This window comes from Mesorhizobium sp. 113-3-9 (assembly GCF_016756515.1).
Lineage (GTDB): Bacteria > Pseudomonadota > Alphaproteobacteria > Rhizobiales > Rhizobiaceae > Mesorhizobium.
In genome coordinates this window covers 3,202,650-3,227,185 of record NZ_AP023246.1, presented here as the reverse complement: position 1 = coordinate 3,227,185, position 24,536 = coordinate 3,202,650, and the positions used below count along the sequence as shown (strand labels likewise).

At 65.0% G+C, this 24,536-nt stretch carries 26 protein-coding genes; 5 read left to right on the top strand and 21 right to left on the bottom strand.

The features are described 5' to 3' along the window. Window positions 1–59 precede the first annotated feature (59 nt). Both MesoLj_RS15630 and MesoLj_RS15625 read left to right on the top strand, forming a co-directional pair. Window positions 60–1,592, top strand: a complete 1,533-nt coding sequence (locus tag MesoLj_RS15630) for an alkaline phosphatase family protein (protein WP_202326598.1) — start codon at window positions 60–62, stop codon at window positions 1,590–1,592. Window positions 1,593–1,874: 282 nt separating this feature from the next. Further along, a complete protein-coding gene (locus MesoLj_RS15625) occupies window positions 1,875–2,324 on the top strand; it encodes a universal stress protein (RefSeq protein WP_140774137.1) in 450 nt (149 codons plus the stop codon). Window positions 2,325–2,386: 62 nt separating this feature from the next. Here the strand turns inward: MesoLj_RS15625 and MesoLj_RS15620 are convergent, their stop codons facing one another. The 7 genes from MesoLj_RS15620 to MesoLj_RS15590 all read right to left on the bottom strand — a co-directional run bounded on the left by MesoLj_RS15620 (window position 2,387) and on the right by MesoLj_RS15590 (window position 9,237). Continuing rightward, entirely contained in the window at window positions 2,387–3,169 is a 783-nt protein-coding gene (locus MesoLj_RS15620) for an SDR family NAD(P)-dependent oxidoreductase (RefSeq protein WP_202326597.1), read from the bottom strand. A gap of 89 nt (window positions 3,170–3,258) precedes the next feature. Beyond that, the gene (locus tag MesoLj_RS15615; protein ID WP_202326596.1) at window positions 3,259–4,107 is read right to left on the bottom strand and encodes a fumarylacetoacetate hydrolase family protein; all 849 of its coding nucleotides are present in this window, start codon (window positions 4,105–4,107) and stop codon (window positions 3,259–3,261) included. Between the two features lie 50 nt (window positions 4,108–4,157). Beyond that, entirely contained in the window at window positions 4,158–4,946 is a 789-nt protein-coding gene (gene attM, locus MesoLj_RS15610) for an AttM family quorum-quenching N-acyl homoserine lactonase (protein WP_202326595.1), read from the bottom strand. Window positions 4,947–4,967: 21 nt separating this feature from the next. Continuing rightward, window positions 4,968–5,393, bottom strand: a complete 426-nt coding sequence (locus tag MesoLj_RS15605; protein WP_202326594.1) for a cupin domain-containing protein — start codon at window positions 5,391–5,393, stop codon at window positions 4,968–4,970. 28 nt (window positions 5,394–5,421) lie between these two features. Then, window positions 5,422–6,405: an ABC transporter permease gene (locus MesoLj_RS15600; protein WP_244735445.1), complete on the bottom strand. Its 984-nt coding sequence runs from the start codon at window positions 6,403–6,405 to the stop codon at window positions 5,422–5,424. A gap of 18 nt (window positions 6,406–6,423) precedes the next feature. Further along, window positions 6,424–7,950: a sugar ABC transporter ATP-binding protein gene (locus MesoLj_RS15595; RefSeq protein WP_202326592.1), complete on the bottom strand. Its 1,527-nt coding sequence runs from the start codon at window positions 7,948–7,950 to the stop codon at window positions 6,424–6,426. A gap of 24 nt (window positions 7,951–7,974) precedes the next feature. After that, on the bottom strand, window positions 7,975–9,237 hold the full coding sequence (locus MesoLj_RS15590; protein WP_202326591.1) for a sugar ABC transporter substrate-binding protein: 1,263 nt from the start codon (window positions 9,235–9,237) through the stop codon (window positions 7,975–7,977). 287 nt (window positions 9,238–9,524) lie between these two features. Here MesoLj_RS15590 and MesoLj_RS15585 point away from each other — a divergent pair, with 287 nt between their 5' ends. After that, on the top strand, window positions 9,525–10,289 hold the full coding sequence (locus MesoLj_RS15585) for an SDR family NAD(P)-dependent oxidoreductase (RefSeq protein ID WP_202326590.1): 765 nt from the start codon (window positions 9,525–9,527) through the stop codon (window positions 10,287–10,289). A 176-nt stretch (window positions 10,290–10,465) separates the two neighbouring features. Then, window positions 10,466–11,194 (top strand): IclR family transcriptional regulator, encoded by a 729-nt coding sequence (locus MesoLj_RS15580; RefSeq protein WP_202326589.1) that lies wholly within the window; start codon window positions 10,466–10,468, stop codon window positions 11,192–11,194. A gap of 3 nt (window positions 11,195–11,197) precedes the next feature. Here the strand turns inward: MesoLj_RS15580 and MesoLj_RS15575 are convergent, their stop codons facing one another. Next, the gene (locus tag MesoLj_RS15575; protein WP_202326588.1) at window positions 11,198–11,947 is read right to left on the bottom strand and encodes a sulfite exporter TauE/SafE family protein; all 750 of its coding nucleotides are present in this window, start codon (window positions 11,945–11,947) and stop codon (window positions 11,198–11,200) included. Further along, window positions 11,941–12,162, bottom strand: a complete 222-nt coding sequence (locus tag MesoLj_RS15570; RefSeq protein WP_202326587.1) for a hypothetical protein — start codon at window positions 12,160–12,162, stop codon at window positions 11,941–11,943. The genes MesoLj_RS15575 and MesoLj_RS15570 overlap by 7 nt, the downstream gene beginning before the upstream one ends. A 148-nt stretch (window positions 12,163–12,310) precedes the next feature. On the opposite strand from MesoLj_RS15570, the gene MesoLj_RS15565 reads away from it, so the two are divergent. Then, entirely contained in the window at window positions 12,311–13,186 is an 876-nt protein-coding gene (locus MesoLj_RS15565; protein ID WP_202326586.1) for a LysR substrate-binding domain-containing protein, read from the top strand. 3 nt (window positions 13,187–13,189) lie between these two features. Here MesoLj_RS15565 and MesoLj_RS15560 read toward each other — a convergent pair whose 3' ends face one another. The 12 genes from MesoLj_RS15560 to MesoLj_RS15505 form a co-directional block, all read right to left on the bottom strand. After that, the gene (locus MesoLj_RS15560; protein WP_202326585.1) at window positions 13,190–13,594 is read right to left on the bottom strand and encodes a DUF6314 family protein; all 405 of its coding nucleotides are present in this window, start codon (window positions 13,592–13,594) and stop codon (window positions 13,190–13,192) included. Window positions 13,595–13,713: 119 nt separating this feature from the next. Beyond that, window positions 13,714–14,493: an ABC transporter ATP-binding protein gene (locus tag MesoLj_RS15555; RefSeq protein WP_202326584.1), complete on the bottom strand. Its 780-nt coding sequence runs from the start codon at window positions 14,491–14,493 to the stop codon at window positions 13,714–13,716. A 24-nt stretch (window positions 14,494–14,517) separates the two neighbouring features. Further along, window positions 14,518–15,540, bottom strand: coding sequence for a FecCD family ABC transporter permease (locus MesoLj_RS15550; RefSeq protein WP_202326583.1), 1,023 nt, complete (start codon window positions 15,538–15,540; stop codon window positions 14,518–14,520). Between the two features lie 259 nt (window positions 15,541–15,799). Then, on the bottom strand, window positions 15,800–16,849 hold the full coding sequence (locus MesoLj_RS15545; RefSeq protein WP_244735442.1) for an ABC transporter substrate-binding protein: 1,050 nt from the start codon (window positions 16,847–16,849) through the stop codon (window positions 15,800–15,802). Between the two features lie 255 nt (window positions 16,850–17,104). After that, the gene (locus MesoLj_RS15540) at window positions 17,105–17,869 is read right to left on the bottom strand and encodes a substrate-binding domain-containing protein (protein WP_202326582.1); all 765 of its coding nucleotides are present in this window, start codon (window positions 17,867–17,869) and stop codon (window positions 17,105–17,107) included. A gap of 400 nt (window positions 17,870–18,269) precedes the next feature. Beyond that, window positions 18,270–19,385 carry an alkene reductase gene (locus MesoLj_RS15535; protein ID WP_202326581.1) on the bottom strand — a complete coding sequence of 372 codons (1,116 nt, stop codon included), beginning with the start codon at window positions 19,383–19,385 and terminating at the stop codon, window positions 18,270–18,272. Window positions 19,386–19,431: 46 nt separating this feature from the next. After that, on the bottom strand, window positions 19,432–19,722 hold the full coding sequence (locus MesoLj_RS15530; RefSeq protein WP_140774151.1) for an ArsR/SmtB family transcription factor: 291 nt from the start codon (window positions 19,720–19,722) through the stop codon (window positions 19,432–19,434). Window positions 19,723–19,892: 170 nt separating this feature from the next. After that, window positions 19,893–20,591: an RES family NAD+ phosphorylase gene (locus MesoLj_RS15525; RefSeq protein WP_202326580.1), complete on the bottom strand. Its 699-nt coding sequence runs from the start codon at window positions 20,589–20,591 to the stop codon at window positions 19,893–19,895. After that, on the bottom strand, window positions 20,585–20,995 hold the full coding sequence (locus tag MesoLj_RS15520; RefSeq protein ID WP_202326579.1) for an MbcA/ParS/Xre antitoxin family protein: 411 nt from the start codon (window positions 20,993–20,995) through the stop codon (window positions 20,585–20,587). Before MesoLj_RS15520 ends, MesoLj_RS15525 begins: the two co-directional genes overlap by 7 nt. Before the next feature lie 198 nt (window positions 20,996–21,193). Next, window positions 21,194–22,627: an aldehyde dehydrogenase family protein gene (locus MesoLj_RS15515; protein ID WP_202326578.1), complete on the bottom strand. Its 1,434-nt coding sequence runs from the start codon at window positions 22,625–22,627 to the stop codon at window positions 21,194–21,196. A 329-nt stretch (window positions 22,628–22,956) separates the two neighbouring features. Next, on the bottom strand, window positions 22,957–23,421 hold the full coding sequence (locus MesoLj_RS15510; protein WP_446720312.1) for an N-acetyltransferase family protein: 465 nt from the start codon (window positions 23,419–23,421) through the stop codon (window positions 22,957–22,959). 358 nt (window positions 23,422–23,779) lie between these two features. Beyond that, entirely contained in the window at window positions 23,780–24,520 is a 741-nt protein-coding gene (locus MesoLj_RS15505; RefSeq protein ID WP_202326576.1) for an SDR family oxidoreductase, read from the bottom strand. Window positions 24,521–24,536: the final 16 nt, after the last annotated feature.

The window sequence follows — 24,536 nt, the reverse complement described above, 5'->3', positions numbered from 1 at the left end:
GTCATATCCACTCGCCTATCCTTGATCCATCGCGGGGCTGCGAGACGAGGGACACTTCAATGAAAACGCTATCTCTGGCGCTGGCGGCGGGCACGCTGACGGCGGCGTTCGCTGGCGCGCTGTCTGCTTCCAGCGCCGTCGCCGCACCCTACAAGCACGTGCTGCTTATCAGCGTCGACGGGCTTCATGCGCTCGACCTGTCAAACTATGTCGCGGCACATCCGGCAAGCTCGTTCGCCGCGCTCGCCCATACGGGGATTTTCTATCCCAACGCGCTGACCAGCGCCCCGTCCGACTCGTTCCCTGGCTTTGTCGCACAGGTGACCGGCGGCACGCCCAAATCGACGGGCGTGTTCTACGACGACAGCTACGACCGCACCTATTTCGCGCCGGCCTCGGATTGCAAGGGCGAGCCGGGTGCCGAGGTGGCCTTCGCCGAGAACATCGACGTCGATTCGACGCGCCTTGATGGTGGCGGCAAGCCGGGCGATTTCCGCAGCCAGATCGACCCGGCAAAGTTGCCGATGACGCTGATCAAAGGCAAGTGCTCGGTGGTCTATCCGCATGATTTCGTGCGGGTCAACAACGTCTTCGAGATCGTGAAAGCGCATGGCGGCCGCACGGCCTGGTCCGACAAGCACCCGGCCTACGAATGGCTGAACGGACCTTCTGGCAAAGGCGTCGACGACCTCTACGCGTTGGAACAGGACAGCCTGATCCCCGGCACGAAGGTCAAGACGACGGGCAGCTTCAAGGCCGAACGTGACTTCGACGAAGCGCGGGTCCAGGCGGTGATCAACGAAATCAAGGGCCTCGACAGCACCGGCGCGCATCATGTTGCGGTTCCCGCGCTTTTCGGCATGAATTTCCAGGCGGTGAGCGTGGGACAGAAGCTCCCCAAGGCCGGTCCTGGCGACGAGGCCGGTCTAGTCGGCGGCTATGTGGACGCCAGCGGCGCGCCGGGCAATGGTCTTGCGGGGCAGCTCGCCTATGTCGACGGCGCCCTCGGCGAACTGATGGCCGCACTCAAGGGCAATCATCTCGCCGACTCGACCCTGATCATACTGGCCTCGAAGCATGGCCAGTCGCCCATCGACCCGGCGACGTTCCAGCCACTGGACGATGATCCATACACGAAGACACCGGGCTACGCCTTCCACATCGCCGACGACGCCGCGCTGATCTGGCTCAAGCCGCAAGACAGGGTGAAAAACCTCGCGGCGGCGCAGGATTATCTCGAGAAATCGGGCAAGGCTGAAGGCATCGCCCAGATCCAACCGCCGAATGCGCTGGCTCTCGCCTATCAGGACCCGGCGACCGACAGCCGTACGCCGGACTTCATAGCCACGGTCAATCCGGGTGTGGTCTACACATCCGGTTCGAAGATTGCCGAGCATGGTGGCGCCAATGCGAACGATCGCAACGTGGCGCTCCTCATCAGCGGTCCTTCGCTCAAGCCGAGGTCGGTGCCAGCCCTGGTGCAGACGACGCAGGTAGCGCCCACCATTCTGCGGGCCCTTGGCTATGACGCGAACGAGCTCCAGGCCGTGAAGCTCGAAGGCACCCAGGAATTGCCGGCGACGCCGTTCTAAGCCTGGGACGGGATCATACGGTTTCAACATTGGCCGCCGGGCATGCCCGGCGGCCAATTGCTTGCGACCGGCATTGTTTGCAAAAAGACGACCGCATCGCCAATGGCAGGCTGCATCGGACCGGCCTGACGCTGGTTTCAGGTCCCACCCTCCTCGCCTGGCCCTGATCCACATAAAGCTGGCCCTGTGAGGAGGCCCGCCGCGCAACTATATCAGGGTAAGCCGCTCCAAGGCTCCCGCCACCCCAAGGGCATCGGCCCTTGCACAACAGGTCAGATCACCATGTACAAACATCTGCTCATCGCCACCGACGGATCGGAACTGGCGGACAAGGGCGTCGCCCATGGCCTCACATTGGCCAAGGGCATCGGCGCCGCCGTCACCTTCGTCACCGTCTCGGAACAATTCCCGATCTTCGCCTGGGGCGGCGCCATGGCCGGCTATGCCGCCGGCGACGAACTGGCCGTCTACCAGGAAGAATCGCGCAAATACGGCAAGGAGGTTCTGGCCAAGTGCAAGGCTTCGGCCGATGCGGCCGGCGTCTCCGCCGAGGTGGTCCATGTCGAGGACAAAAGGCCCGCCGAGGCGATCCTGGAACTGTCGCAGGCACTGGGCTGCGACCTGATCGTGATGGCCTCGCATGGCCGCCGCGGACTGGGCAAGCTGCTTCTGGGCAGCCAGACGGCGGAAGTGCTGTCCTACACCGCGATCCCGGTGCTGGTCGTTCGATAGGGCGCGGGTCGTTCGATCGATTGCCGGCTGGGATATAAACCGGCCCGCCGGCGCGCCGCGGTTCAGCTTTCGTAGAGCCCGCTTTCCACCGCGACGCGCCTGTAGGCGGCGCCCGAGGTGAAGCCGCCGTCGATGAGGAAATCCTCGCCGGTGATGAAGCTGGACTCCTCGCTGGCCAGGAACAGCACCAGCCTTGCCACCTCTTCCGGCGTGCCGCTGCGCTTCATCGGCGTCAGCTCGATCATCGGCTTCAGATGCGGCGCGTCGGCGTTGAGCCCGGTGACGATGAGGCCTGGGCAGACGCTGTTCACGCGGATGCCCCAGCCGACATATTCCATCGCCGCCGTGCGGGTCAGGCCGCGTACGCCCCATTTGCTCGCCGTATAGGCCGGGTCGTAATGGCCCGAGAAGGCGCTGTTCGACGAGATGTTGACGATGCTGCCGCAGCCGCTTTCGCGCATCAGCGGTGCCGCCGCCTGGATGCCGAGGAACGTGCCGGTGAGATTGATGCCGATCAGCCGTTCCCATGCCTCCAGCGGCGTGTCGTTGAGCGACTTGCGGTTGATGATCCCGGCATTGTTGATCAGAACGTCGAGCCGGCCCTTCCAGCCGCGCACCGCCGCGATGGCATCGGCCCAGGCGTCCTTGCTGGACACGTCAAGTGCCAGGAACCGCGCCTCGTGACCATCGGCCTCGAGCGATTGCACCAGCGCTTCGCCTTCCGCCTGCAGCACGTCACAGACCAGCACGGCGGCGCCGGCTTGCGCCAGCAGCCGCGCCTCCGCTTCCCCTTGCCCACGGCTGGCGCCGGTAACGATGGCGACGCGACCTTCAAGACTTCTCATCTGTGTTTTCCTGGTGTCGGGCGAGGCAGTTCCCGGAAAGGTGTAAGGCGGTTTTCCCACCGGGATTGCGTCAAGAGGGATGGCGCGGGTCAGGCCCGCGCCGCGATGGTGCGCTGCGTCTGGATGCCCAGCCCGGCGACGCCGAGCCGCATGGTCTGGCCGACCTTCAGGAACAGCGGCGGCTTCTGCCCGAGCCCGACGCCGGGCGGCGTGCCGGTGGCGATGATGTCGCCGGGCTCCAGTGTCATGAACTGGCTGATATAGCTGACGAGATGGGCGACGCCGAAGATCATGGTTTTGGTCGAGCCGTTCTGCCGGCTTATACCGTCCACCTCCAGCCACAGATCGATCGCCTGCGGATCGGCGATCTCGTCGCGCGTCACCAGCCACGGGCCGATCGGACCGAACGTGTCGTGGCTCTTGCCCTTGGTCCACTGGCCGCCGCGTTCCGACTGGAAGGCGCGCTCTGACACATCGTTGACCACGCAATAGCCGGCGACATGGCCGAGCGCCTCGGCCTCATCGACATATTTTGCCCGCTTGCCGATGACGACCCCGAGTTCGACTTCCCAGTCGGTTTTCTGCGAGCCCCTCGGAATCTCGATGTCGTCATCGGGGCCGCACAGCGCCGTCGTCGCCTTCATGAACAGGATCGGCTCGGCCGGCGGTTCCTTGCCGGTCTCCCTGGCATGATCGGCATAGTTCAGCCCGACGCAGATCATCTTGCCGACCTTGCCGACGCAGGCGCCGATGCGGGGATTACCCTCCACCAGAGGCAGCGTCGCCGGCTCGATCGCGCCGAGCCGTGCCAGCGCATCGTCGCCCAGCGCATCGCCGGCAATGTCGTCGATGACGCCGGAAAGGTCGCGCAACCGGCCCTGCCCGTCGAGCAGTGCCGGTTTTTCCTGGCCGGCCGGGCCAAAACGCAGAAGCTTCATGTCATGTCCTCGATATCGGACGGGCCGTCCGGCCCGCCCTGCAAAGCCTGTCAGTAGAAGTCGGGCGCCTTCTTCAGCGTCGCCCATTGCGGCCCGTCATGACCGGCCACCACCAGCGCACCGGTCTTGGCCTGCACGGCGCGCAGTTTCTTCACCGAGCGCACGGAATCGATGGTCGAATGCAACGCGCCGGGCAGCGCGCGCTCCTCCCAATGGTCGAGCGTGTCGGCGGCATCGACAGCCAGCAGAACCGACTGGCCATTGGAGGTCCGCACCAGGATCGACTGGTGCCCGATCGTGTGGCCGGGCGAGCGGATCAGGATGATCGAGCCGTCGCCATAGAGGTCGTAGAAATCGCCCCAGGCGTCCTCGAGGATCAGCCATTTCAGGTCGGGCCTGTCGAAATCCTTGCGCACATAGGCAAGCACCGCGAACCAGTCCGGCGTGAAGGCATATTCATACTCGATGCGCTGCACGACGTGGGTGGCGTTTGGGAAGCGGCCGACGGCGCCGACATGGTCGAGATGCAGGTGCGAAAGCACGACATGCTTGACGCTGTCGACGGAGAAGCCGAGCTTCTCGATCTGCGCCACGCAGCCCTGCTCGGGCGTCAGCACGGGAGTGAAGAACTCCGCCACCTTGCCCCAATGGCCCTTGGCGTCGGTGGCGCATTCCACCGGCGTGCCGCCGTCGATGATCACGTTCCCCTTTGGATGGGTGATGAAATAGAACGGCACCGGGATTTCGAAATCGGCGTCGCCGCCCTGGTTCAGATAGATGTCGTGATACTTGCATTTGAGGATGCCGGTATCGAACATGTAGAGACGGATGTCGGTCATCATTTCCTCCCGAGGGGTTTGTCAGGCGCGCCTATAGCCAACCAGGGTGGCGTCGTCGACGTCGGTCAGGTTGACCACGATATTGTCGGGCGTGCGCGTGGTGAGCCAGACCAGGTCCTCGGTCGTGCTCATATTGACCTCGACATGCGGCATGTGCGGCGGCACGAAGACGAAGTCGCCTTCGTCCATGTCGAGATATTCGGCATAGTCGTCGCCGAAATAGATGCGGCCCTTGCCCTGCAGCACATATCCGCCGGTCTCGGCTTCGCCGTGATGGTGCGGCAGGGAACGGTAGCCCGGCTTGTTCGACACCTTGCCGAACCAGATCTTCGTCGCCGGCGTGTGCTGCGGACTGACACCCGAAATGCGCACCGCGCCGCCTGACTGGCCGGTGCCGGCATGCTCCTGGTCCTTGCGGGTGACGACGGGGACAAGCTTGGCGCTCATGGCTGCTCCTGTATCTTGGTGCGTTGGATCACTTGATGAAGGGGTATTTCTTGCGGTCGATGGTCGAGGCCACCGCCAGGATGATGACGAGACCCTTGACGATCTCCTGCGTGAAGCTGCTGACCTCGGTGACATCCATGCCGTTGGACAGGATGGCGATGACCAGCACGCCCAGGATGGTGCGTTGCGGCCCGCCAATGCCGCCCGACAGCGCGGTGCCGCCCATGACGATTGCCGCGATGGAATCGAGCAGCATATTGGCGCCCGCGGCCGGGGTGCCGGCGCCGACCTGCGCGGTGAGCAGCACTCCCGCCATGCCGCACAGCGCCCCCGACAGCATGAAGGCATAGACCTTGTAGCGGTTGACCGGCACTCCGGAATTGGCGGCCACCATCTCGCCGCCGCCAATGGCGAAGAGATAGCGCCCGAGCACCGTCTTGAAGGCGATGAAGGCAAGGGCCGCCGCGCTGCACAGTGCCACCAGGATGATGGTCGGCAGGCCGGGGATGAGCTCCGAATTGACGAAGTCGGTAAGGCTGAGGTCCATGAACATGATCGACGAGCCGCCGCAGATCATGTTGGCGATGCCCGACAGGATCGACAGCATGCCGAGCGTGACCAGGAACGACGGCACTTTCAGCGAGATCAGCGTCACGCCATTGATCAGCCCGACGACAATGCCGGTGCCGATCCCGGCCGCGATCGCCACCACCGGGCCGGCGGCGTCGATTGTGAGTGCGGCGACAATGCCGGACAGCGTCACGATCGAGCCGACCGAGAGGTCGATCGAGCCGATCATGATCACCATGGTTCCGGCCAGCGCCACCAGGAGCAGCACCGAGGACTGGCGGCCGATATTCACCGCATTGTCGAAAGTGGCGAAGTTGGGATTCTGCACGGCAAAGAAGATCACCAGCGCCAGGATGACCAGCACCGGATAGAGCGCGATTGCATTCCTGGCGACCCATTGGCGCCATGCCGGCGGTGCTGCCGCGATTGTGGGTTGGGACACTTTGGCTTCCATCTGGTTTCAGACCATGTACGGCACGACGGCCGTCTCGGCCGGCTTGTCATGCGCGGGCGCGTTGATCTCGGCCGAGATCGAACCCGATCTCAGCGTGATGATGCGGTTGGACAGGCCGATGATCTCCGGCAGATTGTCGGAGATCAGCACGATGGCAACGCCTTGCTTGGCGAGTTCGCGCAGCAGGATGTAGATCTCCTCCTTGGCGCCGACATCGAGGCCGCGGCCGGGATCGTCGAGCACGAACACCTTGATGCCGCGCGCCAGCCATTTGGCGAACACCACCTTCTGCGCATTGCCGCCCGACAGATTGCGGATCTGCACGGCACGTCCGGGGGTGCGCACGCGTAGCCTTTCTATCCAGCTGTCGGTGACTTCGGCCTGGCGGCGTCCGGAAAGCACCGGCCATTTGCCGATGCGGAACGAGCGGATCGACGGCAATGTCAGGTTCCACTCGATCGAATGCATGCCGATGACGCCGGCGACATTGCGTTCGGCCGGCACGAAGCCGACATCGGCCGATAGCGCATCGGCCCGGGAGCCTGGCCTCAGCCGCTTGGCCCCCACCGTGATCTCGCCGCTCGCCGGCCGTATGGCACCGGTGATGGCATTGCCCAGCACCGTCTTGCCGGAGCCGAGCACGCCGGCGATGCCGACGATCTCGCCCGCCTGCACCGACAACGAGACATTGTGAAGCTGTCCGGACACGTTGAGCGCGCGGACATCCAGCACGATCTCGCCAAGATGCTCACGCTGCTCGGCCTCCTTGTAGTAACCGGCCGAACGCGGACGTCCGACAATCGCCTCATGCAGCATGTCGGGCGTCGCCTCGGCCACCCGCCAGTGGCCATTCACCGCACCGTCCTTCAGCGCCGTGACATGGTCGCAGACGGCGAACACATCCGACAGCCGGTGCGAGACCAGGATGATCGAGGCCTTGTCGCGCCAACGCCGGATGGAGTTGAACAGGATCTGCGTTTCCTTTTCCGACAGCGCGCTGGTCGGCTCGTCGAGCAGCACGATCGGCTCCACCGGATAGATGCGGCCAAGCGCGAAGGCCTTGGCGATCTCCACCAATTGCCGCTCGCCGAAGGCGAGATCGCCGGTCACCGCCATCGGGTCGATGGCGATGCCCAGATCGGCAAGGACGTCCCGGGCAAGTGCCGACATCGCGGCACTACCCAGGACACCCGCCCGCGCGAAACCTCGCTCGCGCCCAAGCAGCATGTTTTCGTAGACGCGCAGATTGGCGATCAGCCCCTGCTCCTGGAACACGGTGGCGATGCCCGCACGCGCGGCGGCCAACGGCGAACCCGGGACAACGATGGCGCCGTTGACCCTGAGTTCGCCGTCCGTCGGGAGGACGGTTCCGTTGATGATCGAGATCAGCGTCGACTTGCCGGCGCCGTTCTCGCCGACCAGCCCCAGCACGCTGTGCCGCGCCAGGGTCAGGTCGACGGCGCGCAGTGCCGCGACCTGGCCATAGTGCTTGCTGACACCGCGCAGCGCGAGTGCCGGAACAAACGTGTTCATGACTGGCTTCAATCTCGGCGTCGATCAGGCCTTGACCGGCCCGGTCTTGTAATGCGCGGCATAGAGCGCATCGACCTTGGAGAACTCGCCCTTGTCCCTGGCGCCGGCATAGGCGGCGTTGAGGCGCTCCTTGCCGTCCGGGAACGGACCCCAATAGGTCTCGGGCTCGATGGCCGTGATCTTGTTCTGCGGGTCCCAGGTCTCGGGGTTGAGCGTACGGCTCATCAGCGCCCAGTCGAACGGCTTGGAGCCTTCGCCATAGATCGCCTTCTCGATGCGCCCCGAATTCTCGGCCGTGGCCAAGGCCGAGCCGGTGAACAGCAGCCGTTCGCCCAGCGTCGGCTTCCAGCCATTCAGCGCGTCGAAGGCAAGCACGGCCGTGAAGCCCGCGCCATAGGGCGGCAGCGAGGTGTGGGTGGCGACCATCTGCTCGCCCTTGGCCACTTCGCGCAGGCCTTCCGGCAGGCCGTCGACGCCCGACACCTTGACGTTCTTCAGATTGCGCTCACGCAGCACCGAGAGCACGCCCAGCGCCATATTGTCGTTCTGTGCGAACACACCCTTCATGTCGGGATGCGCGGTGACCATGGACAGCATCACCTTGCGCGCCTGCTCGCGGTCCCAGTCGGCATGCAACCCGCCGACGATCTTGATGCCGGGGAATTCGGCCGCCGCCTGCATCAGGCCCGCCGTGCGGTAGGAATCGGTCGGCGTCGCCAGACCCGCTATGTGGACGATCTTGCCCTCGCCGCCGACGCTCTGGAACAATGCCTTGGCCACCTCATAGGCGCCCTCGACCGAGTTCGGCGTGACAAAGGAGACGTAGAAATCGCCGATATCGGGCGGCGTGAACCAGGCCGGCGATTCCCAGCTCGGCACGTAGTGGATGGAATTGTCCTGGCAGAATTTCGCCACCGTCGGCAGTGAGCCGGCCGGCTCGACGCAGCCGATCAGCATCTTGGCGGAACTCGCCGGCAGGCTGCGCACCTGCGACAGCTGGCGGGCGGTGTCGTTCTGGTGGAACAGTTCCTGCTTTTCGAGGCCGAGCGACTCCGCCGCCGCGCCAAAGGCGCGCGTCCACACCGACCAGTAGTCGTTGGACGGCGTGGACACCTGGTTGGCGATCTTGCCGCGAATGACGGTGGCGGCTTGCGCCATGCGCGTCACCGCCGGCGTCATCGCCAGCGAAATGCCGGCAGCCCCCATCAGCTTCATGAAGGTGCGGCGCCCCACGCCGTCCTCCAGCGCATGCAGGGTCGCAAGCATGTTCAGTTCCTTGTCGCGCATCAGGTTTCCTCCCGGTTGCAAGAATTTCAATTAATTCTCACATTACGATAATTCATAATTTTTTCGATTGTCAAGCGGCACCATGAAAACCCGCCAATGCCCGCCTTTGCAGCCGGAGGGACAGGCGTCCACCTGCGCTCACAGGAAATTATATATTTCAGTGGGTTATTTAATTCACCGGAATCAAATTGGCAGCAATCCGAAGGCCTTCACGACGCCGGCATACCCGCGCTTGACAGCGCATAATTCAAGGAATTATCGTATTATGATAAATTACAGGAGATAAAATGCTCGACGGAAAAGTAGCAATCGTCACCGGCGCGGCGCATCCGGCCGGCATCGGCTTCGCGGCGGCGCGGACATTCGCCGCCTCCGGCGCCCATGTCGTGATCATCGACCTCGATCAGGGCGACTGCGAACAGGCGGCCGCGTCCATCTCCGCCGAGGTGCCCGCCAAGGGCCTGCCCCGCGCCATCGGCATGGCGGCCGATGTTCGCGACAAGGCGGCGTTGCGTGACATCGTCGGCCAGGCCAAGGCCCTGTTCGGCCGGCTCGACATCATCGTCAACAATGCCGGCATCGCCCAGGCGCGCAAGCTGCTCGATATTTCGGACGAGGATTGGGAGGCGACGCTCGACATCAATCTGCGCGGCATGCTGAACATGGCACAGGCGGCGATCCCCGCGATGGAGGATGGCGGCGCCATCATCTGCCTGGCGTCGATCGCCGCGCAGCGCGGCGGCGGGCTGCTCGGCGGCCCGCATTACGCGGCCTCGAAAGGCGGCGTTCTGGCGCTGGCCAAGAGCATGGCGCGCGAACTTGGCCCCCGCAATATCAGGGTCAACTGCGTCAACCCCGGCATCATCATCACCCAGATGAACGCCACCGCTTTCGACGAACCGACGCAGCGGCGCTTCATCGAGGGCATTCCACTCGGCCGCTTCGGCGCGCCGCAGGATGTCGCCGATGTCTGCCTGTTTCTCGCCTCGCCGCTGTCCGGCTACATCACCGGCAGCGCCATCGACATCAACGGCGGCATGCACATCCACTGATGCATGTCCCCCAAAAGTGACCTCGGTTTTGGGATCGCGGCATGCATGAAAACAAGGACCTGAAGCGCGGCGTATGAATCCGTTTCGACACGACGCGCTTTAGCCCGCATGGTTGACGCTTCGCGGCGGTGCTTTCATACACTGTCGCGATTGCCAGACAGGAGTTCGGTCTTCGCATGGACAGCCTTACGCGCATGGTCGCCATTTTCGACCTGTTTGACGGCGACCGCACGGCATTGACCGTGGAGGAGATCGCCGCCGAGCTGAACTGTTCGGTGCCGACCGCCTATCGCTACCTGAAGACGTTGAGCTCCGCCGGCCTGATCGCGCCCGATATACAGCGCGGCTTTACACTGGGCGCCCGCATTATCCAGCTCGACCGCCAGATCCGCCTCAACGACCCGCTGCTGCACCGCGCCGGCGACGTGATGGACGAGATGATCACCCGGCTGAAGGGCAACCTCATGGTCTGCGCCTATTACGGCAAGAACGTCGTCTGCATCGCCCAGGCCTGGCCCGACCGCACCGTGCTGACCAGCTACGATCGCGGCAGGCCGATGCCACTGTTGCGTGGCGCCGCCGGCAAGGCGATCCTGGCGCATTTGCCCGACCACCGGCTGCGCAGCCTGATGCTGGCCAATGCGGCCGAGATTGCCGCCGCCGGCCTCGGCAATGACTGGGCAAGTTTCCGCAAGACACTGAAAGCCATCCGCCAACAGGGCTACTCCTTCTCGGCAGGCGAAGTCGACAGCCGCAACGCCGGCATCGCCGCGCCGATCTTCAACTCGGAAAAGCGCATCCTGGGCAGTCTGGTCGTCGTCGTGCCCGTCACCGACCTCGTACAGGACAAGGTTCCGGAGATCGCCAGCCAACTCATCGAGGGCGCACAAGCGATTTCCGGCTAGCGCTCACCACAGCGCCTCCCCCGCAAGATACGCTCCCAGCACCAGCAGGCCGATCAGGAACACCGTGCGAAACGTCTCGACGCTCATTGTCCGGCGCAGTGCCTGGCCGATGAACATGCCGGCCAGCGCCGGCGCCAGCGTCAGGACCGACCCCGTCAGTTGCGTCGCCGGCGACGCCAGGGCGCCTGTCCGGAGCAGGCCGATGGCGAGCGCAACCGTCGATATGGTGAAGGACAGGCCGAGCGCCTGGATCAGGTCTTCCTTCTCCAGCCGCAGCGATTGCAGATAGGGCACCGCCGGAATGACGAAGACGCCGGTGGCGCCGGTGACCAGCCCTGTCGCCACGCCGACCAGCGGTGACATCAAGGCCTCGTGGCGCGCCGGCGTGGTGACACCAATCTTGAACAGGCCGAGCAGGGCATAGAGCACCAAGGCCGCGCCAAGCCCTGCCGAGGCCGCGCCTGAATGCGCGCCGGTGAGCACCCCTGCCCCAGCGACTGTGCCAAGCATGATGCCGGCCATCATCGTCCACAGCCGCCTGATGAGCCCGCCGAAGGAAGGGCCGGTGAACAACTGCCAGAGATTGGTGACCAGCGACGGGATCAACAGCAGGGCGGCGGCCTCTGCCGGCGGCATCGTCACCGCCAGCAGCCCCATCGCCACGGTCGGCAACCCCATGCCGACGACGCCCTTGACGAAGCCGGCAGCGAGAAAGACGGCGCCGATCCACGCGATGACGCCGGCGCTCAGCACGACCGCACCTTCTCCACGGGATCAGTCATGCAGCAGCATGTCCGTCGCGTCGGCATCAGGACCGGGTCTTGGCGCGGCATCGCGGCTGACGGCTGATGCCGCGCATCCCGTAAACCAGACTGCGCCTGCGCCACGGCAAGCGAGGCAACCGCGACCGCCAGCACGATCGCCGCGCTTTCAAGGATGCCTTGCCAGCCTGAGGTCTTGTCACTCATCGCACATCTCCATGGTGAATGATTTGACTGACACATGGACCGCGCACAATGTGGAAGTTGCGCTGCCAGCCTTCGGCCACGGCGAAGGCTGATCATCGGGGTCAACCGACTTTCCGAACCGCCGGACTGTTTTGCAGGGAACAAGAAGATGCGCTTCGACCTCACCGATCTCCGGCTGTTCCTGCTGGTTGCCGAGCGCGGCAGCATCACCCATGGGGCCGAACTCGCCGGGCTGGCGCTGGCCTCGGCCAGTGCCCGCATCAAGGGCATGGAGGAGCGGCTCGGCGCGCCGCTGCTGGAGCGCCGCCGCCGCGGCGTGGTGCCGACCGCCGCCGGCCACGCGCTGCTGCATCATGCGCGCGCCGTGCAGAACCAGATCGAGGCGATGGCCGGCGACCTCGGCGCCTATGCCGGCGGCCTGCGCGCACGCGTGCGGCTGATGGCCAACACCGCCGCCACGGCCGAGCTGCTGCGCGATATCCTGCCGGCCTTCCTGGTGGCGCATCCCGGCATCGACGTCGATCTCGATGAACGCTCCAGCCATGAGATCGTCGAGGCGGTGGCCAGCGGTGCGGCCGATCTCGGCATCGCCGCGACATGGGCCGGGCTTTCGCATCTCGAGCAGAAACCGTTCTTCATCGACCGGCTGGTGGTGATCGTCGCGCGCGACTGGCCGGGGCTCTCCGGCTTGCATGCCGTCAACCTCGCCGACATCCTGGGCGAATCCTTTGTCGGCCTCGGCCTCGGCCACGCGCTGCAGGAGCACATCACCCGCCAGGCCGCCCGTCTTGGCGGCCACCTGCACATCCGCATCCGCGTGCCCGGCCTCGACAATGTCTGCCGGCTCGTCGCGCAAGGCGCCGGCATCGCCATCGTGCCCGAAAGCGCCGCGCGCCGTTCGGCCCGCCGGCTACGCAGCCTGCGGCTGACCGACGACTGGGCGACGCGCCAGCTCAATCTCTGCGCCCGCGGCTTCGACGAACTGACGCCGCAGGCGAAACTGCTGGCGGCGGCGCTGGCCTGAGGACTATGGACCGGTGGTGTCGATGCGAAGGAACCGCCCGAGGCTCGCGTAATTCTTGCGAGGCCCTTTGACCCGCCAGACCTCCACCCATTCGTCCCGCCCGCGAAAGAAGAATCGCCCGACATAGAGATCGGCGCCGCAGAGATGGCGGACGGTCTGCGCCGCCTCCGGCCCAAGCTCGATGAAGTCGCGGCCATCGGCATGAAGGATGCGCACCGAGCGCTCGCCCGGCTCGAGCCGGTAACGCCGGCTTGCCGGCATTTCTTGGGAGCCGATCCGCATGGTTCCATGCTCGGTGAAGGCATCTTCCGTGACCACGGCGTCGCCGGCGAAGCAATAGGTCGCGCCGGCCAGGAAATCGATCATGGTGCGGCGGACTTTCCAGTCGCCAACGAGGTTGTCCGCCATTGCTCCCTTCCTCGTCACAAGGGTCAACCGCGCTTCCTTGGCCAAATGCGACAGGGCACGATGCCGACTTGATCAGGCAAATTCTTGATCGCCGCAAGTCACCGCCCAAAGAAATCCGCTCAACCCGGCTCCACCTCGGCCACGCAGGCGACGTGGCCGCCCGCGCGGATCAGCCGGATCGGCACGCCATACGCGCCTGACAAAACCGACTCGGTGAGGATCTCCCCTGTCGGACCGAGCACCGGCGGATGCCTGGGCGACATCACCAGCGTGCGATCGGCCAGGGCGTAGGCGTGGTCGGGCGCGTGAGTGGTGAAGATGACGGCAAGGCCACTGGCCGCCAGCCGGCGTATCAACGCCAGGAAGCGCGCCTGGTTGGCGAAGTCGAGATGCGCGGTCGGCTCGTCGAGGATCATCAGCTTCGGCGCCTGCACCAGCACGCGGGCGATCTGCACCAGCTGGCGCTCGCCGCCGCTGATCTCGCTGTAGGCGGCGTCGATGAGATGGGCAATGCCGAGCGTCGTCAGCGCTTCGCTTGTCATTCGGGCAGCCTCGTCGCCCGGCGCGTCGAACAGGCTAAGATGCGGCGCCCGTCCCATCTCGACCACGGTGCGCACAGAGAAGGCGAACACCGTCTCATAACTTTGCGGCACCAGCGCCAACAGCCGCGCAATGGCCGCGCGCGACAGCGATGCGATTGGCTGGCCTTCGAGTAGCACCGAGCCGGTGCTCGGTGCGGACAACCCAGCCAGGCAGCGCAGCAGCGTCGACTTGCCGACGCCATTGGGGCCGAGCACGCAGACCACCTCGCCCGCCGCGATATCGAGGCCGATGCCGGAAAATACCGGACTGACGCGGCCGGGATAGGAGAAGCCGAGAGCGTCGGCGGCCAGGATCATGGCAAGCTCATCATGGCTGGCCCATCATGCCCAGCCCAACCTGCCGCGCCCGAGCAGCAGCATGAACACCGGCGCGCCGATCAGCGCGGTGAGGATGCCGAGCGGCACCTCGGCCGCCGTCACCGTGCGGGCGATATCGTCGATGATGAGCAGATAGCAGGCGCCTAGCGACAGGGTCGCCGGCAGCAGGCGGCGGAAATCCGGCCCGACCAGGATGCGGGCGAAATGCGGAATGACCAGCCCGACCCAGCCGATGATGCCGCTGATCGACACGGCGGACGCCGCGATCAGCGTCGACAGCAGGATCATCACCAGCCGCAGCCTGTTGACCTCGACGCCCATGATGCGGGCCTGTTCGTCGCCCATTGCCAGCAGGTTCAGCCGCCAGCGCAAGGCGAGCAGGCCGAGCACGCAGGGAATGGTCACGACCAGCACCGGCACGAGATCTGATGTCGACACGGAAGACAGCGAGCCGAGCAGCCAGAATTCGATGACCGGCAGTTTGGAGTTGGGGTCGGCGACATATTTGAGCAGCGACAGAAGTGCCGTGAACAGCGAGCCGACAATGACGCCGCCCAGCACCAGCGCGATGGTCGAGTTCAGCCGGAAGAAGCGGTTCATGGCAAAGCACATCGCCACCGCCAGCAGACCGAAGGCGAAGGCGCAGGCCTGCGTCGCATAGCGCTCGCCGAAAAGCAGGATCGCCACCGCCGCGCCAAAGCCGGCGCCGGCCGAAACGCCAAGCGTGAAAGGCGACACCAGCGGGTTGCGGAACACGCCCTGATAACAGGCGCCGGCAATCGCCAGCCCGCCGCCGACGACCATGGCGGCCAGCACGCGCGGCAGCCGGACATCGAGCACCACGGAACCGACCACCGGCGGCCAGTCCTGCGCGATCGGCAGGAATTGCGCTGATATGACCTTGATGACGGTGACGGGTTCGACGGGGTAGCGGCCGAGCAGGAAGGAGAGGAGGAAGAGCAGGACGGGCAGCGCGATGAGCAGGATGGCTGCGAGGCCGCGGGCGGGCTTGCGGGGTTCGGGCACGGATTAGCACCTCCTGCCGCTGGTACTACGGGCGTGCATCCCTTGTGTATCGTTTGCGCTGCCCCTCATTGCCTTGCCGGGCATTTCTCCCCGTATGGTGACGGGGACAAAGACGCTCCCGCCAGCGATCTCGCCAATCGCCAATGTTGTTAAAAAGGCGGCGGCGCGGACACAGCTTCTTTCTCCCCGTTTACGGGCAGAAATGCCCGGCAAGGCAATGAGGGGCGGCGCGACGCTCACGATTGGCCTCGGCGGCAACTCAATTCGGCCCGGAATACTTCTGCCCATAAAACTGCTGATAATACGCGTCAGCCTGCTCCTGCATGTCGATGTCGGCGAAGCGCTCGGGATAAAGCTTCTTCGCCATCCACAGTTCGCCGAGCGCCAGTGCTTCGGGCAGCGGATAGCCCCAGGGCTTCACGTATTCGGGCGTGATGTAGATGCGTTTGTTCTCGACGGCGTCGACATGCTGCCAGGCAGCGCCTGTGCTGATCTCGTCGGCCACCGGCGCGTAGCGATCCTGCACGAAGATCACTTGCGGATTCCAGGCCAGCACATCCTCCATCGACACCTTGGTGGCGCCGCGCACGCCGGAAGCGACATTGACGCCGCCGGAGCGCTTCATGATGACGCCGGTGTATTTGCCCGAGCCGTAGGTGTTCATGTCCGGGTTGGCCATGTAGAGCTTCACCCGCTCGGCATCCGGGATCGACGCGACGCGGTCTTCCACCTGCTTGCGCTGGGCAAAGGCATAGTCGAGCAGCTGATCGGCCCGCTCGCGCTTGCCGACGATGTCACCGATCAATTGAACGCCGATCTTCAGGCCTTCCGCATAGGCGAAATCGTCATCGGCGAATGTCGGATTGAGTTTCGGCGCCTCGACGCCTTCGCCTTTCGACAGCGAGATCGCCACCACCGGCAGCCCGGCCTGCGACAACTGCTCGATCATCGCCGGCGGCGCATAATTGGTGACAAAGACGACATCGGGCTTCAGCTTCAGCACTTCCTCGACATTGGCCGTCGAGAGATCGCCGGGCATCGGCAGGCCGGTGAGCTGCGGTGCGTATTTGTCGAGCCCGGGAATGAGCTTCGGCCAGGTGCGCAGCACGCCGACGATTTTGTCGGCGGCGCCAAGCTCGACCAGGATGTCGAGCGTCTGGTGCTGCAGCACGACGATGCGCTCGACCTTGTCCGGCACGGTCACCGTGCGGTTGAGCTGGTCGGTTATGGTGCGGGCCATCGCAGGCGCCAGCGCCAGCAGCGACGACATCAGGGCAAGGGCCAGCACGCGGGCAAGGCGCAGAGTCATGGGGGACCTCTCGATGGGCATTCGATGTGTTCGCATGCATATAGCGTGGTGCTGAGCGCGGCAAGCTCATCTCGGCTGGCGATCGCGCGCCTTCCCTTCTCCCCTTGTGGGAGAAGGTGGATCGGCGCGCAGCGCCGAGACGGTTGAGGGGTGTTCCAGCGGAGTGAGGCGTTGGTGTTCCCTGGAGCACCCCTCATCCGACCTCGCTTCGCGAGGCCACCTTCTCCCACAAGGGGAGAAGGAAGAGAGGCCGCGTCACAGCCCCTGCGGCAGAGCCACCGGCAGAAACCCGAAATCCCGCAAGATCCCTTGCCCGACCGACGAGAGAATGAACAGCGCCAATGCCTGTCCGGCCGGCGAGCATCCTTCCAGCGTTGCCAGCCCATATTCCGGCACGACAGTCACCGCCGCCGGGATTTCGACGATATCGACGCCCCCGGTCTCCTGCGCCAACCCTTTCAGGCCGGTGCGATAGCCGAGGAAGACATGGGCGGTGCCGGCGGCGAGTGCTGCCGCGATCGGGTCGTAGCGCCCGGGAATATTCGCCGTTTCAGAGCCGCCAACGAGCTTCTGCGCCTTGGCGTCGAGCAGCGCGAAGCCGCCGGGCCGCGCCTGGTCGATGCGGCGGAAGATCGCCCAGGCATAGTCGCCGGAAGGATCTTTCAGCGGCGTCGAGGTGGCGATGCCGATCGCCGGATCGAGCAGCCGGTCGACAAGATTCTGGGTGGTGATGCCGGCATCGCGGCGCACGGCGGCGGCCATCGTGTTGCGGGCAAAGACCACCGCCGGCCGCGCCAGCTTCAGTTCGGCGAGACGAGCCGGATGGGCAAAGCTTGCCGAGAGAAAGATATCGGGCCGCTCCCCCGTCTCGATACGCTCGCGCAGCAGGCCGGCCGGGCCAAGCCGCGTCTCGGCCGTCACGCCAGTCATCGCCTGGTAAGCCGAGACCAGTGATGGCAGCACATGACGCAGGCTGCCGGCCGCATAGATCATCACCACGGGTTTTCTTGCTGGCGCCATCTCGCGAACCTCTGCCCTCGAACCGGCAGACGTTATATCAATCCGAAAATAGCGTTGCCTTGCATCGCGTCTGTACGTCGTCCCGGCCGACTATTCAATCCGGTCGCGGATCAACGAGGCAGCCGGCCCCCATGGCAGGGCAATTGCATATGAGTTTTCACGAAGAGGACCCCCGCCCTAACCCTCCCCACAAGGGGGAGGGAACGCTGCCGCGCGCTACGCTTTGGCGTCGAAACTTCTACAGTTTGCCGAGTTCAGCGCCGGCGCGAGTCTCCCTCCCCCTTGTGGGGGAGGGGTTAGGGGTGGGGGTACGTGCCGGGCAAACCTTCGGGAAGTCTCATATGCGATTGCCCGCCCCCATGGGGAGCGGGCTGCTCTTCTGTTGTGGACAGGCGACGGCTCAGGCCGCCGTCGGATAGTCCGTATAGCCCTTGGCATCACCGCCATAGAACGTCGCCTTGTCCGGGGTGTTCAGGTCGGCATTGCGCTTCAGCCGGCTGACGAGGTCGGGATTGGCGATGAACAGCTTGCCGAACGCGACAAGGTCGGCATAGCCGTCGGCGACAGCCTTTTCGGCCAGTTCCTTGTCGTAGCCATTGTTCACCAGCCAGGCGCCCGTGCCGCCGGCCTTGCGATAGCTGGCCTTGAGTTCTGCGTAGTCGAACGGCTTGTCGCCCTGGCTGAAATCGCGAGCGCCGCCGGTCGCGCCTTCGACGATATGGACATAGGCCAGGCCGCGGCCGCCCAGGCCTGCCACCGCGTGGTTGAAAAGCGGCTGCGGATCGGCATCCGAAGTGTCGTTGGCGGGCGTCACCGGCGACAGCCTGATCCCGGTCCTGCCGGCACCGACAGCGCCCGTCACCGCGTCGACCACCTCGAACAGGAAGCGCGTCCGGTTCTCGATGGAGCCGCCATAGTCATCGGTGCGATGGTTGGTGCCCGAGCGCAGGAACTGGTCGATGAGATAGCCATTGGCGCCATGGATCTCGACGCCGTCGAAACCCGCCACCTCGATCGCCGCCTTGGCGGCGCGGCGAAAATCATCGACGATGCCGGGGAGTTCGGCCGCATCGAGCGCGCGCGGCTCGGACGTCTCGACGAACTCGCCGACGCCATCGGGCTTGACCAGGAAAGTCTTGGAGTTTGCCCTGATCGCTGACGGCGCCACCGGCTTGCCGCCGCCGGGCTGCAACGCGGTGTGCGAGATGCGTCCGACATGCCAGAGCTGGACCACGATCTTGCCGCCGCCCCTGTGAACGGCGTCGGTGACGCGCTTCCAGCCGGCAAGCTGATCCGCGCCATAGAGGCCGGGCACGTTGGCGTAGCCCTGGCCCTGATGGCTGATGGCGGTGGCCTCCGTCACGATCAGCCCGGCCGTGGCGCGCTGGCTGTAATAGGTCACCGACAGGTCGCCGGGCACCGCATTGGGCGAGCGATTGCGCGTCAGCGGCGCCATGACGATGCGGTTCGCCAGCGCCAGGTCGCCGACCCGCAGGGGATCAAAAAGGGTAGCCATGAGAAATGCCTTTCATGCATTCGGGGGGAGGAAGCGGGGAGGATCGTCAGAGATCGGACAAGGCGGCCTGAAAGGCGGCGATGGTTTCTTCGTTGCGCTTGTAGAACACCCATTGGCCGACCCGCCGCGTGGTAACGAGGCCGGCCGACGCAAGCGTCGCCAGATGCGCCGACACGGTGGACTGCGCCAGGCCGCAACGTTCGAACTGGCTGGCGCAGACGCCCATTTCGAGCGGATGCTCCTGCGCGGTGAAGTGCTTCTCAGGCTCCTTCAGCCACGCCAGGACATCGCGTCGAACCGGATGCGCCAGCGCCTTCAATATGATGTCGCGGTCCATCTTCACCTCGCATCGATCTCAACCGATATATAGATCGGGCGGAGGCGATATGGCAGGAAATCCATGCCATTATTTGCGGCAATCACAGCATGTTGATCTCCGGCCAGGGCACGAAACCGGAAATGGCGCCGCCGGGCGCCGGCCTCCGCGGCGAACGCGCCGCCATCCCGTCAGGTGACCGCCAGCACCTTGCCCGTATCGTGCTGGCGCACGAAGTCGACGCGCGCACCGTCCCAGTGGTAGCTGTAATGCCGGCCCTGCACCGGGACAGGGATGACGTCAGGCCAGAAGATGCCGATGCATTGGCCCCCGGGCATGCGCACGCTGTTCCAGAGAAGCCCGTCGCTGCCTTGCGCCCGCAGCGCCTGCCCCTCCGCCTGCGAGGCGGTGTAGTCGTTCGGGTCGAGCACGCCGGGCACGGCGTTGACGTCATCGAGGTCGCGGTCGACGCTGCCGATCAGCACGCGAAAGTCAGCCGTCCAGCCCGGATCCTCCTTGGTGGCGCGCATGAAATTCTGGTGATGGTGGATGGTTTCGGCCAGCGCCACATCCTCGCTGTCGCCGGCATAATAGAGGCCGTAGCTGCCATCCGAGAAGCGCCCGGGCCGCAGTGTCGAACAATGCACGAAGGGCGCCATGACGAAGCTGGCGCCGGGGCCGGACACTCGCCTCGCCGCCGCCACCTTGCCGAGGTCGCCGATCTCCAGCCTGATACGCGGATTGGTCTTCTCCTCCACCGAGGCCAGCGCCTCCCAGTCGCGCGGATCGGCAATGTCCTCGAACAGGTCGATCGGCGGATGGATGGAGCGGATGATGCGAAAAGTCTGGGGCCAGTGGACGCGGCGCCGGACCGCGACCCCACTCACCATGCACCACGCTCCGCATCGAGCCATTCGCGCATGGCGGCAAGGTCGGAGATTTCGCCGCGCAGCATCAGGTCGAGCGCCGACTGGCCGCCGAAAGTGGCATTGGGCTTGCGGATCCAGGCATAGCCGCGCGCCGGCTCGGTGAAGAGATAGCGCAGGCCTTTGTGGATGCCCATCAGATGCGCCATGCGGGTGCGCAGGTCGCGGTCGATCCGACCGATGCCGCCCTCCTTCCAGCGAGCCCAGGTCCGCGCCGACATGCCGCCGAGCAGGATGCAGGCCTCGAGGTCGGTAAGGCCCCACGCCTTGAACAAATTGACCGTGGTGCGCGCCAAGGCGCCCGCTTCCTCATCCGAGATGGCGCTGCCGACCGTGGCCGGCGTTATGACGATCGACTGAAGCTGCATGTTGCTCACCCTGCTATTGGCAGAGATATAGCATGCGTTTGCCAATTGGCAAGAATGAAGAGAGACAAGCGCCACGCGATCGCTTCGCTTCGAACACGTGAAGAGAACCTAAATTGACAGCGCCGACTTCGGCAATCAGCTCCACCGCACCCATGTAGCAAGGTCAGCGCGCCGCACGAGCGGCGCGCTGTATCGGCATTATTCAGCCGCCTCATACCCCGCGATGCCCTTGATCTCGAGGAAATCCTCGAGCCCGTATTCGGCGTATTCGCGGCCATTGCCCGACTGCTTGTAGCCGCCGAAGGGCAAGCCGGCGTCCCAGGTCGGGTAATTGATGTAGACATTGCCGGAGCGCATGCGCGCCGCCACGTCGCGGGCCTTCTGGATGTCCTTGGCCTGGATATAGGAGGCGAGGCCGTAGACGGTGTCGTTGGCCTGCTCGACCGCCTGTTCGACCGTGTCATAGGGCAGGATCGCCAGCACCGGCCCGAAGATTTCTTCGCGCGCGATGCGCATGTCGTGGGTGACGTCGGCGAACACCGTCGGCCTGATATAGTAGCCGCGGTTCAGTTCGGCCGGGCGGCCGGGGCCGCCGGCGACCAGCGTCGCACCCTCGTCGATGCCGCTCTGGATCAGGTCCTGGATCTTGTCGAACTGGACCTGGCTGACGACAGGGCCAAGCTTGGTGTTGGCTCCGTCGGCCGGGCCAACGGTGAACTTTTCCGCCGCTGCCTTGGCATAACCGGCAGCCTCGTCATGACGGTCGCGCGGCACGAACATGCGGGTCGGCGCGTTGCAGGACTGGCCTGAGTTGCCGAAGCAGCCGGCGACGCCCTTGGTGACCGCGCTGGCGAGGTCGACATCCGGGAACAGGATGTTGGCCGACTTGCCGCCAAGCTCCTGGTGCACGCGCTTGACCGTGTCGGCGGCGGCCTTGGCCACCAATATGCCGGCCCGGGTCGAACCGGTGAACGACATCATGTCCACGTCGGGGTGGCTGGACAGCGCCTGGCCAACGCCCGGGCCATCGCCGTTGACGAGGTTGAACACGCCCTTCGGCACGCCCGCCTCGTCGATGATCTCGGCGAAGATGATGGCGTCGAGCGGCGCGATTTCGGAAGGCTTCAGCACCATGGTGCAGCCTGCGGCGAGCGCGGGGCCGACCTTGCAGGTGATCTGGTTCAGCGGCCAGTTCCACGGCGTGATCAGGCCGACGACGCCGATCGGCTCCTTGACGATCAGCGCGCTGCCCTTGACGTGGCGAAACTGGAAGGTCTTCAGCGTCTCGGCCATCTTCTGCAGATGTGCAAGGCCAATGCCGACCTGGCTGTCAAGCGCCATCTGGCGCGGCGCGCCCATCTCGCGCGATACGGCGAGCGCCAGGTCCTTGGAGCGCTTCTTGTAGACCTCGATGACGCGGTTCAGGATGTCGAGCCGCTCTTCGACCGAGGTGAAGCCGAATGTATTGAAGGCGCGCTTGGCGGCGGCCACCGCCTTGTCGACATCGGCCTTGGAGCCGAGCGAGATCTGCGCGAAAGCATCCTCGTTCGAGGGATCGATGACATCGAGCGTGTTGGGCACAACAGGATCGACCCACGCGCCATCGATATAGAACTGCAGATTGTGTGACATGGTTTTCTCCTTGGGGGTGCCGTAGGCCGTTCCGGCCGTGATATCCAGCTAGAGATAACGATGCACAAACGCCGCTGTCAAACGCAACCCCCGAAGTGGTTGAGCCAGCACGCCAGTGATTGAGCCAGAGTGCAGCATGCCGTCGTCGGACTTCGGACTGTGGCACTTATCCCAAACGCCAAGAAACCACAGTCGAGTTCCTTCGCGCGCCCCTCTGTCCTGCCGGACATCTCCCCCACTTGGGGGGAGATTGGCTACAACCGCGGCCTTCGCCAATCTCCAACGTCGCGGGAGGAAAGCCAGCGCCAAAGCTGCCAATCTCCCTCATATCAGCCCGCGAGCCTCTTGCTCATATAGACCGTCATGCCGCCCATGAACGGCTCCTCCCGGTCGATCACATAGCCGTGCCATTTGTACAACGACACATTGTCGGCGAAAGCACCATTGGTCAGCAGGCGCAGCTCCGGGCGACCGGCTTCGAGCGCCTTCTGTTCGGCCCGCTCCAGCAACAGCCGGCCGATGCCCCTGCCCTGCGCCTCCGGCGCGACGCACACATTCTCGATCCACAGGTGATCGTCGGCCAGCACGGTTTCGATCATGCCGACGACGCGGCCGTCCGCGATTGCAAGATCGAACGGATGCTTGGCAACGGCTTTGTCATAGTCGGCGCGCATGGGCAGCGGCTCGCGGCCGATCACCGGCACCCATTTGGCATAGGCCGATCGCACGATGTCCCGGATCGCGGCGGCGTCAGCGGGCCCGGCCGGCCGAAACCGGATGGAATTATTTGTCATCACAAGGCTCCAGACATGAAAAACCCCGCCGGCGTTGTCGCGGGCGGGGCTGGAAACGAACGAACCTATCCTGCCGGCCTTCGTCGTCGCGCAATCAGCTTGCCGCTCCGCGATGGGCGGCGGCGTCGGTTGGTGTTGGTGGGCGCGAGGGCGAACATGGCGCCAAGCTGGCGCAGGAAGCGCGGCGCGTCAAGGTTTGGGGATTGGCCCAAGCCCCCGACTTCGTCATCCACGGGCGGAGCAGCCGCGCAGCGGCGTCGCGAAGACCCGTGGATGACGAAGTGTTGGACGTTTGCGCCAATCACCAAAGGCGTGCGGCGCTTCAATGCGAGCGAGCGTCAAACGTCCCTGCCGCGCCCTAATACTCCTGCGCTGTCGGCCGAAACAGGATCTCGTTGATATCCACCTCGTCGGGCTGGCTCATGGCGAACACCACCGTCCTGGCGAAGGAATCGGCGGGGATGGCCACCCGGTCGTAGAGCGCGCGCACGCCCGCCGCGACATCCGCCTCGGTCACACTGTCGGGCAGCTCCGTCGCCACGGCACCGGGCGAGATGATGGTGGTGCGGATGTTGTAGGGTTTTACCTCCTGCCGCAGCCCTTCGGAGATGATGCGCACCGCGTGCTTGGTGGCGGCATAGACCGCGCCGCCCGGCCCGACCTTGTGGCCGGCCACCGAAGACACGTTGATGATATGGCCGCTCTTCTGCGCCTTCATATGCGGCAAGGCGGCGGCTATGCCGTAGAGCACGCCCTTGATGTTGACGTCGATCATCCGGTCCCAGTCCTCGACCTTGCCGCGCTCCAGCGGCGAGTGCGGCATCAGGCCGGCATTGTTGATGATGACGTCGACGCGGCCGTGAATCTTCACCGCATGGTCGACGAGCCGCCGGACCTGGCCGACATCGGTCACGTCGGTCTGCAGGATCGCGTCCTTGCCGAGCGACAACTCGCCGGCCAGTGCCTCAAGCCGGTCGAGGCGGCGCGCGCCCAGCACCAGCTTCGCACCCTCTTTCGCCAAAAGCCGCGCAGCGGCCTCGCCCAGCCCGCTGCTGGCGCCGGTGATGACGACGACCTTGCCCTTGATGTTCTCAGTCATGATGATTTTCCTTTCT